Source organism: Arthrobacter sp. MYb229 (genome assembly GCF_002975405.1).
In the GTDB taxonomy this organism is placed as follows: Bacteria; Actinomycetota; Actinomycetes; order Actinomycetales; family Micrococcaceae; genus Glutamicibacter.
Window position 1 is genome coordinate 136,409 of record NZ_PCPS01000005.1, and the last position, 17,300, is coordinate 153,708.

The following is a 17,300-nucleotide window of genomic DNA, read 5'->3' on the forward strand; positions in this document are numbered from 1 at the left end:
TGGCGTTTATCGCACGCCAGAAAGGCATCACTATGTGCTTCGGATTCAATGCCCCCGCCGCCCTCAAACGCTCCCTCGAGCAGAACGACGTGGGGCGGCGCGGCTTCCTCCGTGGCGCGGTAGCCCTCGGCGCCGGCGCCGGACTCGTCGCTCTCGGCGGAACCACCGCGCTGGCGGCACCCACTGGCCGCCGACCGGTGCCTCCAGGACAGATCAGCATCCAGCTCTACACGCTCCGCTCGATCATGCAAGGCGAGGGCGTCGACAGCGCACTGGCATCCCTGGCCGACTACGGCTACACCAAGATAGAGCTAGCTAACCTCTACGGCCGCACCGCAGGGCAAATGCGTGCCACGCTTGACTCGTTGGGCCTCACTCCATCCTCCAGCCACAATGGCATCAGCAATTCAGCCGCGGATCTGGAGGCAAAGCTCACCGATGCGCTCACGCTAGGCCAGACCTATATCAATGTGCCCTACCTCGTCTCCGACAACGCCGACGACTGGCGCCGCTGGGCTGACCAGATGAACGAAGAGGCCGCGGCCGCGAACGCAGTGGGCCTGAAATACGGATACCACAACCATGCACACGAGTTCACGACCGACCTCGGCAACGGCGAAACCCCGTGGGACATCTTCACCAGCCGCCTCGACCCGTGCAACGTCCACTTGGAAGTCGACCTCTACTGGGCCGTCACCGGCGGCGTGGGCGTCGGCGCAGAAGATCCGATACAGTTCGCGATTGACACGATCGCCCAGGCACCGCAGAAGACACTGCAATACCACGTCAAGGATCGCGATACCGCGGGCGACTTCGCGGATCTCGGCACCGGTGCCATCGATTTCTCACGCATTTTCGCGGCCCACCGCCCGAAGGAGTTCATCGTGGAGAACGACCGCCCAGACGTCACCCCGCTGCAAACCGCCGAGGTGGGTTACAGCTACCTGCGCACCTTGCGCTTCTAGAGGTCGCCGGCAGAACCATACGCACTAGTCTCGAGCTGGCATGCTTGAATGGCCGGGCACCAAATGGTGCCCGGCCTTCGCCGTATCCTCTATCAATTCCCAAAGCAACCGCCGTTGTCCACACCGACCGGCCGCGCTGGCCTGAAGGAATCGCAGCAACGCGTTTTCTTGCCCTGTAGCCCGCACCCGAAGCAGCCGTTTTCACCTGCAACCACGGACTGCAACCGGTTTAAGCCGAAAGGTCCCGGCCCGCACAGTGTGCGGGCCGGGACCTATCAAACCGAACTAGAAGACGAGAATTACTCGGCCGCTACGGCTCCTGCTTCTGCTTCGTCGTCTTCCTCAACAACTGGAGACAGCGAGAGCTTTCCGCGGTCATCGATCTTGGTGATCTCAACCTGGAGCTTCTGGCCTACCGAGACGACGTCCTCAACATCCTCGACGCGCTTGCCGTCGTTGATCTTGCGCAGCTCGGAGATGTGCAGCAATCCGTCCTTGCCTGGGGTCAGCGAGATGAACGCACCGAAGGTGGTCAGCTTCACGACGGTACCCAGGTAACGCTCGCCGATCTCAGGAACCTGAGGGTTGGCAATCGCGTTGATGGCCGAACGTGCGGCTTCGGCGGACTCACCATTGGTGGCGCCGATCAGCACGGTGCCGTCATCTTCGATCGAGATGTCAGCTCCGGTGTCTTCCTGGATCGTGTTGATCATCTTGCCCTTCGGGCCGATGACCTCGCCGATCTTATCCACTGGGATCTTCACCGAGATGATGCGTGGCGCGTAGGTGGACAGCTCATCCGGGGTGTCGATGGCCTGGTTGACCACGTTCAGGATGTGCAGGCGGGCCTCGCGGGCCTGGGTCAGCGCTGCGGCGAGCACCGAGGCAGGGATGCCGTCTAGCTTGGTGTCCAGCTGGATCGCGGTGATGAACTCAGGAGTACCAGCCACCTTGAAGTCCATGTCGCCCATGGCATCTTCGGCGCCGAGGATATCGGTCAGGGCAGCGTAACGGGTTTCGCCGTCGACGGTGTCCGAAACCAGACCCATGGCGATACCGGCAACCGGTGCGCGCAGTGGCACGCCGGCGTTCAGCAGCGACAGGGTGGAGGCGCAGACCGAGCCCATGGAGGTCGAGCCGTTGGAGCTCAATGCCTCGGAGACCTGGCGGATTGCGTATGGGAATTCTTCACGCGAAGGAAGAACAGGCATGATGGCGCGTTCTGCCAGGGCACCGTGGCCGATTTCGCGGCGCTTCGGCGAACCTACGCGGCCGGTTTCACCGGTCGAGTATGGCGGGAAGTTGTAGTTGTGCATGTAGCGCTTGCGGGTGACCGGGCTCAGCGAGTCGATCTGCTGTTCCATCTTCAGCATGTTCAAGGTGGTGACGCCCATGATCTGGGTTTCGCCACGCTCGAAGATTGCCGAACCGTGCACGCGAGGCAGGACCTCGACCTCGGCGGAGAGCTGACGGATGTCAGCCAGGCCACGGCCGTCGATACGGATCTGCTCGGTCAGGATGCGCTGGCGCACGATGTGCTTGGTAACCGCACCGAAGGCCTTGGAGATTTCCCCTGCACGCTCGGCGAAGGCCGCACCTTCACCGGTCAGCTGTGCGACGATCTCGTTCTTGAACTCGCCTGCGGCGTTGTCGCGGTCCTGCTTGTCTGCAATGGCGTAGATTTCGGCCAGGCGGGTGGAGGCTGCTGCCTCGACCGCTGCGTAGGCGTCATCTTCGTAGTCGCGGAACACAGGGAACTCGACGGTTTCCTTTGCGGCACGCGAAGCCAGATCGGCCTGCGCCTCGCAGAGAACCTTGATGAATGGCTTAGCGGCTTCAAGACCCTGGGCAACGACCTCTTCGGTCGGCGCGGTGGCGCCGCCCTGGATCAGTTCCCAAGCGTTGTCGGTAGCGTCGGCCTCGACCATCATGATCGCCACGTCGTCGCCTGCCACACGGCCGGCAACAACCATGTTGAACACGGCGTTCTTCAGCTGGCTGTGCTTCGGGAAGGCAACCCACTGGGCGCCTTCTCCGTCGTCAACCAGTGCAACGCGGACGCCGCCGATTGGGCCGGAGAATGGCAGGCCCGAAAGCTGGGTGGACATCGAGGAAGCGTTGATCGCGACGACGTCGTACAGCTCGTCTGGATCGATGGCCAGAACGGTGACAACAACCTGAACCTCGTTGCGCAGGCCCTTGACGAAGGCTGGGCGCAGCGGGCGGTCCATCAGGCGGCAAGCCAAGATGGCTTCGGTCGATGGGCGGCCTTCGCGACGGAAGAAGCTGCCCGGAATACGGCCAGCTGCGTACATGCGCTCTTCGACGTCCACGGTCAGTGGGAAGAAGTCGAAGCCTTCGCGTGGGTGCTTGCCGGCCGAGGTGGCCGAGAGCAGTGCGGTCTCTTCGTCGATGTAGACCATTGCAGCGCCCGCGGCCTGCTTGGCCAGGCGGCCGGTCTCGAAACGAATGGTGCGGGTACCGTAGCGACCGTTGTCGATCTGTGCTTCGGCGAACTGAATTTCTGGACCCTCCATTAAGGGGGTTCTCCTTTCGATCGCTCCCAAAGTGACAAGCGATCCGTGCAGGCCTACCCAGATCTGGTCTTCGATCGAGACTCGCACTTTAGCCGCAATAGACTAGAGCGAAAGCCACTACCGAGGACCGCGATACTGGCGGTCAGGACTCACGGTGACGCAGTCAAGGGAGTGTTTTTATCGTTGAGGGCTTGACCAAAGGCCAAGACCTGACTCTAAGCCTACCGGGAATTAGTCAAAGGTGCAGTTTTTGTCGGATCGGGCGGGTGTCTTGGTGCTCAAACCCAAATATCGAGGGTTCTCTGACGCGTTGCAGCGGACTCCCGCCCAAACCCAAACCAGGAATGAAGGAGTCGTATTAAATTGTCCATCCATCGCCTTGCGGCGGCACTAGCGACCGCCTGCCTGTTCGCATTGACGGCATGTTCGACGCCAGCAGCAGATCGCACAGACGCCGCCGGCTCTACCGAAGGACCTACGTCGACCGAGGAGGCATTCGATATAGCCGTTAGCCCAACTGCAGAACCCGACTCCCCCGAGGCATCCCCGACTCCCGCAGCAGCGGAGGAAATGACTGAGGAAGAACTCGCTGTTTGGGCAGATGAGAAGTTGCAGCAGTGGATGGACGACATCAACGAGGGCTGGGAAGACGTTGCAATGGACATCCATCAACCATCTGATTTCCTCAAGTGGTATCCGACGGACCCGCACGGTCATATTGTCTCGGTCGCGGCGCCCGCATACGGCGAACTGGTCATCACGCTAGAACCCTACAAATGGGAATCGAGCCCGACCGACGACCTCGCGTATGTAGGAAGCAACACCATGCTGCGCATTGGAGAACGCGAGCCCAATCTAGAAAGGATCACGGTCCTCACGCAAGACGGGAAACACAGCTACGTTGCCACTCGCGCGCAGTGGCCGCCGATGGAAGGCTAGCGCCCGACTCCAAAGTCGAAACGCATGGGCCAAATGCCTGCTAGCTGGCGCGCGCCCAACGGCGATGCCGTCGAAGTTCGCCTGCCCTCCTCCCCCGAAAACAGTGCACCCAGAGGCAAAGGAACTGGCCCACGGACCGGGCTAGGATCCATTGTTAGAAAACTTTCGCGGCGCTCAGGCTAAATGCACGCCACGAATAATTGGTCCCGATCTAGCGATGAGACGCTAGGCGGACACCGACTATTCCGCACCTTGTATTGTCGCGACCTTCACCTGCTTCTTAATACCCTTCTAAATCAAGGAGAGGCCACGCGCTCGATAAGCAATGGCCGAAACTTGCCGCACTGAAACGCAATACTCAGATCGAGATGCACCGATTAGTGCCTCATCAAGCTCCTAGGTCAACGTATCCATTTACCTTCAGAGTCGCGCCCTAAGGACGCCTGCAGCGCGCAAGCGGATCATTCATTCGAATGGCCATTAAAATTACTTCACATTAATCTCTCCTATAAAACACCTAGTCAAAACAGTCTGTCGCACTTCTTGTACATCAACTGGTTGAACTCGTTATCTATTCGTGATCTACTGGCCGGAGTTCCGGGTACCTCGACGGTACTGGGTTCACACTTGCCCGCATCTTCTTGAAGACGAAAGCTTTTCTCTATGAACCAGTCCCCGAAATCCAACGCGCGTAGAGCTCGATTGCCACTTGCCGTCATCACGGCCGGCTCGCTCGCCTTAGGCGGCGTTGTTGGCGGAGCAGCAGTCATTTCTCCGGCCATGGCAGTCCAACAAGCCACGATCAATGCTGCGAATCCCTCCGCGGATGTGCCACCTATCAAGAACGATGAGGAACTTAAGGTCGTCAACCCAGGCGAGGAACTGTTCTCTTTCGATTATGAAAACAGCGACCCCGCCAAGGGACTTGTGATCCTCAACGACAAAACTGGGCTCATCAACGAGGGCGACGAAGTGTGGTTGAGTTCGTCATCCCTACCGCAGACCGGAAGTTCGACCCCGGCAACATACGAAAATGGGCAAGTTGTGTACAACGGCCCACGCGATACCCCTAATGGTTACCAAACGTGGCCATCGGATACCAAGCAGGTGAGTTTCGGGGCTTCTGTAGGCCCTGACCACGGGATCCACCAAGGCGGCACTCACTTCGTGCCCGCTGGCGCTCCCTCGTTGGAGGCCGACAAAATAGAGCAGACCAGCGACACTCCACTACTGCCGGTAGGTACTGAGTCTTGGACTTTTAACATTCCTACGTCGCCGTCATGGATCGCAGATGCCACGGTCGAAGTCGCATACTGGAGCGACGCTCCGGATGCACCTAATCAAGGGTTCATGAACTACGAGCTAAGCGACAAGACCTTTGCAAACGGTCAGCTTACGGTCTCCGATGAAGTACTACCGAAACTCTCCGAAGGTGATTTTTACTTTGTCACGTTTAGAGGAGCGGGCGAGGATCAGCTTGCCACCGCCTACATGGGTCTGTACGGCGAGCTTCCTGAACCGACTCCCGAACCAACCGAGGAGCCAACGGCGGAACCAACAGAAGAACCGACCGTAGAACCAACGGAAGACCCGACAACAGAACCTACGGTTGAACCAACAGAAGAACCGACCGTAGAACCGACCGTAGAACCGACCGTAGAACCGACCGTAGACCCTACTGAAGAACCAACCGTAGACCCTACTGAAGAACCAACAGAGGAACCGACTGTAGAACCTACCGAGGAACCAACAGCGGAACCGACCGTAGAACCTACCGAGGAACCAACAGCGGAACCGACCGTAGAACCTACCGAGGAACCAACAGCGGAACCGACCGTAGAACCTACCGAGGAACCAACCGTAGAACCTACCGAGGAACCAACAGCGGAACCGACCGTGGACCCTACTGAGGAACCAACAGTTGAGCCAACGGCAGAGCCAACAGAGGAACCGACCGCCGATCCGACGGCAGAACCAACTGATTCCCCAGAGGTCCCCAAAGCTCAAGAACCAGAGTCCGGCGATCAGGTAGCCCCAGGCGAGGAAAACTTGTCGTATGACAGTGAATCCTCTGCACCTGACGAGGGTAAGTTCGTTTTCAACACCGGTACCGATGTTGAAAACGGCGCGATTACCGTCAACTACCGCACTTCACCTGATGCCGAACCTCAGACCACCACCGGCAATGTCAGCGACGGCAAACTCACTTTGCAAGGCGACGATGCCTTCACCGACACCGTAAAGGACTTCAACCAGCTGCTCATCACTGTGCAAGACGCTGAGGGCAAAACCATCTCTTCCGTCCTCTCCGGCGCCAGCGTTCTAGCTTTGCAGTCCGATATCGTTGATAACCGTTTGGGGCTACCACTGGTTGAAGCTGGAGCAGTTGAGCTGGGCTTCGATGTACCCGCAGGGTTCCCAACTGTGGCTGAAGACAACTTCAGATTTGATGTGAAGTTCGTCGACACCCAGGGACAGCCAGTTTCCGTTTCGGACGTGGCTTTTACCGTCGAGGGTGAAACCCTGATCGTCAACGATCCACGAGTCGCAGAACTCACGGCCGGTACCTACTTCCTCTATGGTGAACAGCAGGCCGATGACGCAAACCGCAGCGCAGCAGCGTTTGCCCAGCCTGCAGCTGATCCAGTTGTCAGCGTGTCTACCTGGTTCGGACTGTTCGCCCCAGCGGCTGAGGTAACACCAACCCCTACCGAAGACCCAACGGCGGAACCAACGGCGGATCCTACCGACGATCCAACGGACGAACCTACGGGCGATCCAACCACGGAGCCAACGGACGACGAGGCCCCTACCGCTACGGCACCTCCTACACAAGAAGCGCCAGAACAGGACAACAGCCCAAAGGACGATAATTCCAATAAAGACGAGCTCGCCGACACCGGCGCGAGCGACGGTTTGCTCATTGCGGGCAGCCTAGCGCTAGGACTCGTCAACTTGGGCGCAGTCGCACTGGGCCTGCGTCGACGCGGGCGCCACGGCTAGGCAGAACAGCAAACTTCGAAAGCACTGCTAGAGCCGTGCAATTGAAGCGAACCGGACGGCCGTTGGATCGATACGACAAAGTATGGATCCAACGGCCGTTTCGCATTCTCCCAAATTTGTTCCCCAGAACGGGACTATTCTCTGGATTACGCATGTTCTACCCATGGACGACTTAAAGACGTTTGGTATCCGCGTGCCGCCATCCGGCGCGCGGAGACAGGCTTACATCAAGACTAGGGAAAGAACTCCTATGACAACCATGGTCAACGCATATGCTTCCCCTTCGGCCACCGAGGGACTCATTCCCACACAGATCGAACGCCGCGATGTCGGGCCTCACGATGTACTAATCGACATCAAGTACTCGGGCATCTGCCATTCCGACATCCACACCGTACGTGGCGAATGGGGCCCGCAGACTTATCCGCTGGCTCCTGGCCACGAAATCGCCGGCATCATTGCGGAGGTCGGCTCAGCTGTCACCAAGCACAAGGTCGGTGACCGCGTGGGTGTGGGTTGCATGGTCAACTCCTGTATGGAATGCGAGAACTGCCTCGCGGGAGACCAGCAATTCTGCGACAAGTCGGTGGGAACCTACGGTGCCACGGACCGCGACGGCACCATCACCCAGGGCGGCTACTCCACCCACGTGGTCGTCACCGAGAACTTCGTGCTGAGCATTCCTGAAGGTATAGAACTCGATGTCGCCGCTCCTCTGCTTTGCGCAGGCATCACAACTTTCTCTCCGCTGAAGCACTGGGGTGCCGGACCGGGCAAGAAAGTTGCAGTGGTGGGCCTTGGCGGTCTGGGCCACATGGCGGTGAAGATCGCCAGTGCCTTGGGTGCCGAAGTAACCGTGCTGTCCCAGTCCTTGAAGAAAAAGGAAGACGGGCTGCACATGGGGGCAAGCGATTACCGCGCCACCAGCGACGAGAACACCTTCAAGGAGCTGCAAAAGAGCTTCGATCTGATCATCAACACGGTTAGCGCCTCGATCAATGTCAGCGACTACCTTGGATTGCTGCGCGTCAATGGCACCATGGTCAACGTTGGCGCGCCGGCAGAGCCACTGCCGGTCAACGCCTTCGCGCTTATTGGCGGTCGCCGCTCATTCGCCGGCTCGCAGATTGGCGGCATCGAGGAAACCCAAGAGATGCTGAACTTCTGCGCCGAGCACGGAATTGGCGCAGAAATTGAGGTCATTGCCGCCGAGCAGATCAACGAAGCATACGAACGCGTGATGAAGTCCGATGTCCGCTACCGCTTCGTGATCGATACAGCGACGCTCGTCTAGGCGAACAAAACTTGATCGACTGAGGTGCACACGGCGTTCGAACTATTGACCGAAGAGTGAGTGGTTCGAACGCCGTTTTTGGAGGAAACACTTGCATCTACATCTGAACGCCCCGCCACTGCTTGCCGAGAAATTAGGGGAAGTACGGTGACCGCTCCCGATTTCACCGAATATCAGTGGGATTTCCTTGAACGCGGCAGCGTGCTATTGGTAACGCTCAGTGGACCTGCCAACCTCAGGCTCATGGATCCAGAAAATTTCGCGGCCTTCCAAGACGGTGCCGAATATGACTTCCATGGCGGAATGGCGCGCAAGGCACCCTACAGGCTCAAAGTCCCTCAGTCCGGTCCATGGTTCTTGGCGATTGATCTGACGGGACTGAGCGTCCGCGGAGTACGCCACGCGGTGAGCGTGGAACCACCGCAGAAACTCGTCGAGCGACGGTCCTAATCAAAAGCGCTCGGGTGTGCCAAAAGGCAGGTGGCCCGTTGGTCCGAATCAAAGGGTTGCGCGCAGATTGCTGCGATCTCTAACCTGCAAGTTTAAGTGAGAGATCTACTAGGCTCTTAGCGTCGAGCCCCGGCCAGCCATGGAGCTTGTCTAGCCAATCCTCTGGGATAGCCGGCAGCCCATAGGCAGCACCTACCAACGATCCAGCAATCGCCGCTACGGTATCCGTGTCAACTCCGCCACGTACCGCTGCTTCCAGGGAAGCAACTAAATGCGTTGACTTCTCCCCTACGGTATCCGTGGAAACGGCAATGGAGCTCCATGCTCCTTGGAAAGCTTCCACGACCCACCCGTTATGCGAGAAGTCGCGCGGCCGCTTGTCTTCGGCCTGTTGAATGCGCTGTTCCCAAACTACTGCGCGAGCGGGTTCCAAAAGCTGCAGCCCAATTCGGATATCCAGTTCACCGGTGAGCACAGCGTGACGCACGGCAAGAGTCCACAAGCCGCAAGCCTCTGCTGCCTCCTCGTCGAAGTGAGTCAGCCTGCTGATGGCAGTTGCCGCTTGATAGGCCTCGGCCGGCGTGCGCTCTAGATAGGCCAAGGCGACGGGTGCCGTTCGCATGAGGCTTCCGTTGCCAGCCGAGCGGCCGGTTCGCAGGTGAACGGATTCGGCAGCCTTCAGTGCGTCTTCTGCGCTGGGCTCGTGGCGGTTACTTTCACGCGCGCTTTTTTCGGCCTCGCCGAGGACGGCACGCGTCTGGCTGCCAACATCCGGTGCGCTCTGAGCCCAAATGGCCCACTGCCGCACCATGTAATCCGCTGCGTCACTATTGAGTGTTCTTTGGGAGTTTACGAGTGCCCGTGCAATCACGATTGCCATCGAGGTATCGTCCGTCCATTCCCCCGGCGCAAAGTCTCCGAGCCCTCCGCCGATCATGGCAACCGGGGCGTCCTGAGGCATCGGGGCATCGAATTCATAGCCAGCGCCAAGTGCGTCCCCTGCAGCCATGCCCACGAGTGCTCCACAGATACGGCTCTTCATGCCAGACGAAAACTCCATGCGGTCCCTCCACCAGAAAATTTGACTCATACTCAGCTACTGCTGTGTGTCTAAATTACCGTGCGCGCCCGACAAGATGGCCGGAAGCTACTACTTGTTCGAATCAAGAGGGAATACGAGAAGCGAGCTTGATGCGGTCGCAACGACCTTGCCGTTCTTATCTACGACTTCCCCTTCAGCGAAGATCACTCGCCGGCCCGGCTTGGTAACCCTCCCGGTGCATCGCAACGGCCCACTGTCGGCAAGCACTGGACGCAGGTAGTTCACTTTGATCTCGATAGAGGTATAGCCCATTCCTGCAGGAAGCGTCGAGTGCGCTGCGCAGCCGAGCGCCGAATCGAGCAGTGCACACACCAGCCCTCCGTGCACCGCACCAATCGGATTGTAGTGCGACTCCTCCGGAGTGCAGGTGAAGGCCACCGACCCCTCAGATACTTCGGCTACATCCATATTGAGATGCCCTGCGATGGGCGCCCCCGGAATTTCGCCGGAGGCCATCAGTTTCAAATACTCGAGCCCGGAAAACAACGGTAGCTGCTGCAGCGCGCTAGCAGGATCTCGCCACCTCACGACCTTTTCGTGTTCGCCCTGTCTAGCTTCCATCTGTTTTTCCCTCTTCGTTCCGGGCTTCAGTAACTTGCGAAGGCAACGGCACGTTTTGCAACCGCAACTGTCCGCGGGCAAGCACCTTGGAGCTGGCAACATCTGTGATGATGACTTCCCACAATTGCTGAGTAAGTCCTTGGTGTAGCGCGGTGGCTTCCACCCTTGCCAGTCCCGCACTGCCTGGCCGCAAGAAATCTGTGGCGTTATGTACACCGACGGCAAATTGGCCAAGTTCCTTCACCGCATAGCTCGCCGCGATGCTGGCGGCACTTTCAACGATCGTGGTGAACAGCCCGCCGTGCACCACTCCCCATGGGGTGTGGTGGTTTGCCCCTAGCTCCACGTGCCCACGGAGGAACGTCTTGCCGACCTCTTCAACGATAAAGCCGGAAGCGGCGACAAAGTCGCTAGCCGCATCGAGCCCCATGTCAGGAAGTACGTCGTTGCTTGTTTTCATTGATTGGCCTCTCAAAAGCTAACTGTTATATTTGAAGCTAGCTAGATCGACGGGACATGTCAACGGTAAGGAGCGCTCTTCATCATGCAATGGCTCGACTATGACACCGAGAATTGTTCGATTCAGCGCACACTGGACACCATTGGTGAAAAGTGGAGCCTCATGGTGCTTCGTGAAGCTTTTAACGGTGTGCGCCGATTTGACGAGATCCGCAATCATCTAGGGGCTTCCGAGGCGGTCATCGCTGCCAGACTGCGCACCCTAGTGGCAGCTGGAATTCTCTCGGCCACACCGTACAAGGAGCCAGGCCACCGTACTCGAAACGAGTATCGCCTGACGCAAAAGGGCTTGGATCTCTATCCCGTACTTATCTCGTTGCTCCAGTGGGGCGACAAATACGAAGCAGATACGGCTGGCCCACCGCTACTCGTCACGCATCGGGAGTGCGGCGAACCGGTGTCAGCAATTATCCAGTGCGCCGGTGCGCATGTTCTTGATTCACCACGAGAATCGCAAGTCTCCCCCGGCCCAGGGGCAAAACTCCGCAACTCCGTTACCTAAGGCCACGAGACCACAGCCCCGACTTTTTCCGGAACCGCGGCCAACTCGTTCAACACCCCGGTCCTCCAGAACAGATTAGCTGTCGTCAAGGCTCGTTCCTGACCCGAACGCGGACAGCGGTCGATTAGCTTTTAGCGCATTCCCGCCGCAATTTGTCCTTTGAGCTGTCCGAAATCAATTTTGCGTTGGTAGAGGGTGGCTCGGTATAAACCGACTACTTTCTAGCATCGCTAGCGGCGGCGCACCTCATTACCGCGACAAATACCAGCGGCATTCCTGCTATCTGCAGGGTCCAACCGCTTCTGGTCGCATCGACAAAATAAGTACTTTCGAATGACCTGGCGTTCAACTTCCACACTCGATCATTTGGAGTTTTCAGATGTAGCCTGCATTGAGCTCAGCTACGAAGACCAGAGCCCATCACGCAATTTAGCTTGTTCGGAAAATCTTGCTCAAGGAAATTAGCAATAACCCCAGCAGAACCTCAGGAATTCGATACCTCATTTAGCTGAAATGCAAGAAACAAGTTACTGTGCAGTAACTCACCGAGCGAAAAACCACTGGAATTTAGCTGAAAACCCTGAGAGTTTCTTGCTAACCGCTGAAAATAGCGCGCCCGTGTACGCAGTGCGCTCCAACAAGGAATACGGTAGAGGTAGACGTTTTTTCGTTGATGACTCTAACGCATCAAACGATTGTTACTTCGTCGCGTCCGTGAACGGCGCGACAGCCCCGACACAAAGGCTAAATTTTGAACGGCAATGCCACTTTTAAACACCACAATGTGGCCCTCTTGGCGGTAAACAGCGTACTTGCACCTGAGGTCATGAGTTCGGCAGAATTCGACGAGCGTCTGGCTCCTAGCCTCAAGCGTCTGCGCCTCTCCAAAAAGCTGCTTGAACGCGTGTCGGGTGTCAAAGAACGCCGCTGGTGGTCCGAAGGCATGGAATTTGATGATGCGGCGATTCTCGCTGGCAAGAAAGCGCTGGCTCAGGCCGGCGTTGAACCAGGCCAAATTGGCCTCCTGATCAACACTTCGGTGACCCGACGCAACCTAGAGCCTTCGGTAGCCTCAAAGGTTCACAACGGATTGGGCCTGCCGTCCTCCGCCATGAACTTCGATGTGGCCAACGCCTGCCTGGGGTTCGTCAACGGTATGAGCCTGGCTGCAAACATGATTGATTCCGGACAGATCAAGTACGCGCTGATCGTGGCCGGCGAAGATTCCCGGCCCACCCAGGAGACGACGTTCCAGCGCCTCAACGCCGAGAACTCCACCCGTGAAGACTACATGCGCGAATTTGCAACTCTGACTCTGGGCTCCGGCGCGGCCGCCGCCGTCATTGGACCGGCGGATGTTCACCCTGACGGACACCGCATTCTCGGCGGGGTTTCCCGCGCAGGAACCGAGCACCACGAGCTTTGTGTCGGCGGTCCGACCGGCATGTACACCGACACCAAAGGCCTGCTGGACAACGGCTTGGAGCTGGTAGTTGATGCTTGGGATGAAGCACATCATTCCGGCTGGGACTGGAAGTCCATGGACCGCTACGTCACCCACCAGGTCTCGAAGTCCTACACCAGCGCCATTATCAAAGCCGTGGGCCTAGTAAAGGACCGAGTGCCGATCACCTTCTCCAAATGGGGCAACGTGGGGCCTGCTTCCCTGCCAATGACCTTGTCGCAGGAGGCCGACTCGTTAAAGCCTGGTGACCGCGTGCTCTGCATGGGCGTCGGTTCAGGACTGAACACCGCGATGATGGAGATCGCCTGGTGACCGAGATCTTTCCCGGCGTAGATGCAAAATACTCGGGCTACCTAGACGTCCCTTCTACTTCGGAGGTAGACGATCCAGGAACCACCCACCTGTGGCATTTGCTGGACAACGAAGAAGAACTCATCGCGCGTGGTATCCACCCAGTCGGCACCCTGGTGTGCGTGCACGGCAATCCCACATGGTCCTACCTGTGGCGCAGCCTGCTGAGCCACGTTTCGGACAACGCCTTGCCATGGCGTGTCATCGCCGTAGACCAGCTTGATATGGGATTCTCTGCCCGCACCGGGAAGTTCCGTCGGCTGGCCGATCGAGTCAACGACCTAGGCGATTTGATCGAAGGCCTCGGACTCAACGGCAAAGTCACCACGGTTGGCCACGACTGGGGAGGAATCATTTCCCTGGGCTGGGCCGTAGCCCACCAAGAGCAGCTGGCGAACGCAATCCTTACCAACACCGCCGTACACCCTGCGGGCTTCGAGCTACCAGCCGCCCTGCGTTTGGCTTCGAACCCTGCAGTCCATGGGTGGGGCACCAAGAGCACTGACGCATTCCTTCGAGTGACTCATTCGCTGGCTCAGCCGGCCTTGGAGGCAGACGTCCGCAAGGCATTCATGGCTCCCTACACCAGCGCGGACAAGCGCACAGGCGTCGCAAACTTCGTAGCGGATATTCCTTTTAGCGAAGATCACCCGAGCCGTCCTGCATTGGAGGAGATCTCCGACGCAATTCGCTCGCTCTCCGTTCCGGCGCTCATGCTGTGGGGCCCTAAGGACCCGGTGTTCTCCGATCGCTACCTAAGAGATCTGATGGGCCGTCTGCCCCACGCTCAGGTGCACCGTTTCGAAGGCGCCAGCCACCTGTTGCCTGAAGACCGCGATATCGCCTCCCCCATTTTTAATTGGTTGGACGCCGAACGGGATTCTAAGAACTCCTCACGCGCCACCGCCCTGAGCGACTACCGTCCGATGCTCGCCGAGCTGGATTCACGCACAGATGACCACAGCATTGCGGTAGTGGATATCAATCCCCCGCGCTCCCTGTCCTGGTCTGAGCTCGGCGAACGGGTCAATGCTCTCGCAGCTGGCCTCTCGCAGATTGGTGTCACCGCCGGATCCAGAGTCAATCTTTTGGTGCCTCCCGGCATCGAATTGACTTCGCTGATTTATGCTTGCCTGCGCCTGGGCGCGGTCATTGTGGTGGCAGATGCAGGCCTGGGCACCAAGGGCTTGGGACGTGCCATCAAGGGGGCGGGCCCTAGTTTCCTTATCGGGATCGATCGTGCACTCGTGGGAGCCAGGTTCTTTGGCTGGCCCGGCACCCGAATTGCCGTGGAAAACTTGCCGGCCACCAAGCGCAAACTCCTCGGGGTGGCACATACCGTCCCCGAGCTGCTCGAGTCCGGTAATTCCGCTGCCCACGATGCGCCGACATTTGGCGAAGCCGACCCGGATGCCGATGCCGCGGTACTCTTCACCTCCGGGTCCACCGGCCCAGCCAAGGGAGTGGTCTACACGCACCGGCAATTGGCTGCCATGCGGGATACGCTGCGCGAGACGTACAACCTCAAGGCCGGCGCGGCTCTGGTAGCAGGATTTGCACCATTCGCACTTCTCGGCCCAGCTTTGGGCGCAACCTCGGTCACCCCCGATATGGATGTTACGGCACCGCGTACACTGACCGCCGCGGCGCTGGCGGATGCTGCTTTAGCCGTTGACGCAACCACCGTGTTCGCTTCTCCTGCCGCCTTAGCGAATGTGCTGGAAACTGAAGAGGCTCTAGACGGACGCCAACGCAGGATCCTCGAAAACGTCTCCCTGATGCTCTCGGCCGGAGCACCGCTTCCAGAGCCTTTGCTGGCCAGGGTCCAGGGCCTGGTACCCAATGCCCGGGTGCACACCCCGTATGGGATGACCGAGGCGCTTCCCGTGACCGATATAGATTTGGCAGGTATTCGCGCCGCCGGATCAGGGAACGGAGTATGCGTTGGCACTGCGGTCGCGGGGGCTCAAGTAGCCATTGCGCCGCTTGATTCCGATGGCCAAGCAGGCAACGAACCATTGGAAGAACCAAATCTCACCGGTGAAATCCTGGTGCGCGCACCCCACGTGAAGGATCGCTACGACAGGCTCTGGATCACCGAGCAGGTTAGCACCTCAATTCCTGGCTGGCACCGCACCGGAGACGTGGGTCATCTCGATGACCATGGACGGTTATGGGTCGAAGGCCGCCTCGGCCATGTGCTGCACACCGCCACGGGCTCGAAAACACCTGTGGCAGCGGAGCAGGCAGCCGAATCTGTAGCCGGCGCCGGACGAGCTGCGGTGGTCGGTGTCGGACCGGCAGGGACTCAAGCCGCCGTAGTGGTGATGGAAACAGTCCCACCGGCCCGCCGCGCGTCTCCCGCCCCGGCCGCATTTGCGCACGCGGTGCGCACCGCGGTGGAACGAACTGGTCTGGAAATTTCGGCTGTACTCCTCGTCCCGGATCTGCCAACCGATATTAGGCACAATTCCAAGATTGACCGTGCGGCGCTGGCAGGCTGGGCGGCGACCACGCTGGCCGGCGGAAGGATCGGCAAGCCATGAGTGAAAACCAAAGTTCCGCGCCAACCCGTCGCGTCTTAGTCACCGGCGCCAGCGGAATGCTTGGCGGCGCCGTAGCAGAGCGGCTACGCACCCAAGGCCATCTTGTCCGAACCTTCCAACGCAGACCATCGCAGGGAGCCACGGACGACGTCTTGGGTTCGCTTACGGATTCTGAGGCAGTAAGGCAAGCGACCAAGGGCATGGATGCTGTCATCCATCTGGCAGCCAAAGTTTCATTCACCGGTGCATGGCAAGAATTTGTCGACACGAATATCAACGGAACTAATAATCTGCTCAGGGCTTCCAAAGAGGCCGGAGTCAAAGACTTCGTCTTTGTTTCTTCCCCTTCGGTGGCGCACTTCGGCGAACCGTTGGCCGGCGCAACCGCCGGTGTGGCAGATCCTGAGCGTGCCCGCGGAAACTATGCGCGTTCCAAAGCGGCGGCGGAGCTCAATGCCCTTGCCCAAGATTCGTCTGACTTCCGGGTAACCGCGATCAGACCCCATGTGGTCTGGGGTCCCGGTGACACGCAGCTGGTTGAACGTGTCATTCACCGAGCAAAAGCCGGACGACTTCCGCTGCTGGATCATGGAGCCGCGCTCATTGACACCACCTACATCGACAATGCAGCCTCGGCGATAGTTCGCGGCCTCGAGCGCATGGAGTTTGCTCACGGTCGTGCCCTGGTAGTCACTAATGGTGAGCCGCGCCCGGTGGGCGAACTCATTTCAGGGATCTGCCAAGCGGGCGGCGCACCGGCCCCCCGGCTAAACGTTCCGGGCTGGCTTGCACGCGGTGCGGGATCAGTCATCGAACGCGTCTGGCTTGCGGCTGGCGCCAAGGATCTTGTACACGACGAACCGCCGATGACGCGGTTCCTTGCGGAGCAGCTGTCGACCGCACACTGGTTTGATCAGCGCGAAACGCACGAAATCTTGGATTGGAAACCTGAAGTAACCATCGCTGAGGGATTGCAAAGACTCGCTTCGCACTACGTTGAGCTGGATCGATAGATTGCATAGGAAATTAGCCGCAGAATAGTCGCCTCTGCCCGGGAGGGTACATC

Annotated in this window: 13 protein-coding genes; 9 read left to right on the plus strand and 4 right to left on the minus strand. The window is 58.9% G+C overall.

Features of this window, described 5'->3' with window-relative positions:
* Positions 1 to 32: 32 nt before the first annotated feature.
* Entirely contained in the window at positions 33 to 965 is a 933-nt protein-coding gene (locus CQ019_RS14485; RefSeq protein WP_105570005.1) for a sugar phosphate isomerase/epimerase, read from the plus strand.
* A 299-nt stretch (positions 966 to 1,264) separates the two neighbouring features.
* Here the strand turns inward: CQ019_RS14485 and CQ019_RS14490 are convergent, their stop codons facing one another.
* Positions 1,265 to 3,502: a polyribonucleotide nucleotidyltransferase gene (locus CQ019_RS14490; RefSeq protein WP_105570006.1), complete on the minus strand. Its 2,238-nt coding sequence runs from the start codon at positions 3,500 to 3,502 to the stop codon at positions 1,265 to 1,267.
* A 570-nt stretch (positions 3,503 to 4,072) separates the two neighbouring features.
* On the opposite strand from CQ019_RS14490, the gene CQ019_RS14495 reads away from it, so the two are divergent.
* The 4 genes from CQ019_RS14495 to CQ019_RS14515 all read left to right on the plus strand — a co-directional run bounded on the left by CQ019_RS14495 (position 4,073) and on the right by CQ019_RS14515 (position 9,188).
* Complete coding sequence (locus CQ019_RS14495) at positions 4,073 to 4,441, plus strand: hypothetical protein (protein ID WP_105554745.1); 369 nt, start codon at positions 4,073 to 4,075, stop codon at positions 4,439 to 4,441.
* A gap of 663 nt (positions 4,442 to 5,104) precedes the next feature.
* Positions 5,105 to 7,444, plus strand: a complete 2,340-nt coding sequence (locus CQ019_RS18585; protein ID WP_181148519.1) for a hypothetical protein — start codon at positions 5,105 to 5,107, stop codon at positions 7,442 to 7,444.
* Between the two features lie 250 nt (positions 7,445 to 7,694).
* The gene (locus CQ019_RS14510) at positions 7,695 to 8,738 is read left to right on the plus strand and encodes an NAD(P)-dependent alcohol dehydrogenase (RefSeq protein ID WP_105554746.1); all 1,044 of its coding nucleotides are present in this window, start codon (positions 7,695 to 7,697) and stop codon (positions 8,736 to 8,738) included.
* A 147-nt stretch (positions 8,739 to 8,885) separates the two neighbouring features.
* Positions 8,886 to 9,188, plus strand: a complete 303-nt coding sequence (locus tag CQ019_RS14515; protein ID WP_176484260.1) for a DUF1883 domain-containing protein — start codon at positions 8,886 to 8,888, stop codon at positions 9,186 to 9,188.
* A gap of 79 nt (positions 9,189 to 9,267) precedes the next feature.
* Here the strand turns inward: CQ019_RS14515 and CQ019_RS14520 are convergent, their stop codons facing one another.
* The 3 genes from CQ019_RS14520 to CQ019_RS14530 all read right to left on the minus strand — a co-directional run bounded on the left by CQ019_RS14520 (position 9,268) and on the right by CQ019_RS14530 (position 11,311).
* Entirely contained in the window at positions 9,268 to 10,248 is a 981-nt protein-coding gene (locus tag CQ019_RS14520; RefSeq protein ID WP_217990416.1) for an ADP-ribosylglycohydrolase family protein, read from the minus strand.
* Positions 10,249 to 10,338: 90 nt separating this feature from the next.
* On the minus strand, positions 10,339 to 10,851 hold the full coding sequence (locus CQ019_RS14525; RefSeq protein WP_096288225.1) for a PaaI family thioesterase: 513 nt from the start codon (positions 10,849 to 10,851) through the stop codon (positions 10,339 to 10,341).
* Complete coding sequence (locus CQ019_RS14530; RefSeq protein ID WP_105554749.1) at positions 10,841 to 11,311, minus strand: PaaI family thioesterase; 471 nt, start codon at positions 11,309 to 11,311, stop codon at positions 10,841 to 10,843. Before CQ019_RS14530 ends, CQ019_RS14525 begins: the two co-directional genes overlap by 11 nt.
* A gap of 84 nt (positions 11,312 to 11,395) precedes the next feature.
* Here CQ019_RS14530 and CQ019_RS14535 point away from each other — a divergent pair, with 84 nt between their 5' ends.
* The 4 genes from CQ019_RS14535 to CQ019_RS14550 all read left to right on the plus strand — a co-directional run bounded on the left by CQ019_RS14535 (position 11,396) and on the right by CQ019_RS14550 (position 17,247).
* Positions 11,396 to 11,872 (plus strand): helix-turn-helix domain-containing protein, encoded by a 477-nt coding sequence (locus CQ019_RS14535; protein ID WP_105554750.1) that lies wholly within the window; start codon positions 11,396 to 11,398, stop codon positions 11,870 to 11,872.
* Positions 11,873 to 12,623: 751 nt separating this feature from the next.
* Entirely contained in the window at positions 12,624 to 13,649 is a 1,026-nt protein-coding gene (locus tag CQ019_RS14540) for a 3-oxoacyl-ACP synthase III (protein ID WP_176484261.1), read from the plus strand.
* The gene (locus CQ019_RS14545; RefSeq protein ID WP_181148527.1) at positions 13,643 to 16,234 is read left to right on the plus strand and encodes an alpha/beta fold hydrolase; all 2,592 of its coding nucleotides are present in this window, start codon (positions 13,643 to 13,645) and stop codon (positions 16,232 to 16,234) included. The genes CQ019_RS14540 and CQ019_RS14545 overlap by 7 nt, the downstream gene beginning before the upstream one ends.
* Positions 16,231 to 17,247: an NAD(P)-dependent oxidoreductase gene (locus tag CQ019_RS14550; protein ID WP_105570007.1), complete on the plus strand. Its 1,017-nt coding sequence runs from the start codon at positions 16,231 to 16,233 to the stop codon at positions 17,245 to 17,247. The genes CQ019_RS14545 and CQ019_RS14550 overlap by 4 nt, the downstream gene beginning before the upstream one ends.
* Positions 17,248 to 17,300: the final 53 nt, after the last annotated feature.

What these genes read in the sequence shown, in the direction of transcription:
- CQ019_RS14485 (WP_105570005.1), top strand. Translation starts at nt 33, where the DNA reads ATGTGCTTCGGATTCAATGCCCCCGCCGCCCTCAAACGCTCCCTCGAG.
- CQ019_RS14490 (WP_105570006.1), bottom strand. Translation starts at nt 3,502, where the DNA reads ATGGAGGGTCCAGAAATTCAGTTCGCCGAAGCACAGATCGACAACGGT.
- CQ019_RS14495 (WP_105554745.1), top strand. Translation starts at nt 4,073, where the DNA reads ATGACTGAGGAAGAACTCGCTGTTTGGGCAGATGAGAAGTTGCAGCAG.
- CQ019_RS18585 (WP_181148519.1), top strand. Translation starts at nt 5,105, where the DNA reads ATGAACCAGTCCCCGAAATCCAACGCGCGTAGAGCTCGATTGCCACTT.
- CQ019_RS14510 (WP_105554746.1), top strand. Translation starts at nt 7,695, where the DNA reads ATGACAACCATGGTCAACGCATATGCTTCCCCTTCGGCCACCGAGGGA.
- CQ019_RS14520 (WP_217990416.1), bottom strand. Translation starts at nt 10,248, where the DNA reads ATGGAGTTTTCGTCTGGCATGAAGAGCCGTATCTGTGGAGCACTCGTG.
- CQ019_RS14525 (WP_096288225.1), bottom strand. Translation starts at nt 10,851, where the DNA reads ATGGAAGCTAGACAGGGCGAACACGAAAAGGTCGTGAGGTGGCGAGAT.
- CQ019_RS14530 (WP_105554749.1), bottom strand. Translation starts at nt 11,311, where the DNA reads ATGAAAACAAGCAACGACGTACTTCCTGACATGGGGCTCGATGCGGCT.
- CQ019_RS14535 (WP_105554750.1), top strand. Translation starts at nt 11,396, where the DNA reads ATGCAATGGCTCGACTATGACACCGAGAATTGTTCGATTCAGCGCACA.
- CQ019_RS14550 (WP_105570007.1), top strand. Translation starts at nt 16,231, where the DNA reads ATGAGTGAAAACCAAAGTTCCGCGCCAACCCGTCGCGTCTTAGTCACC.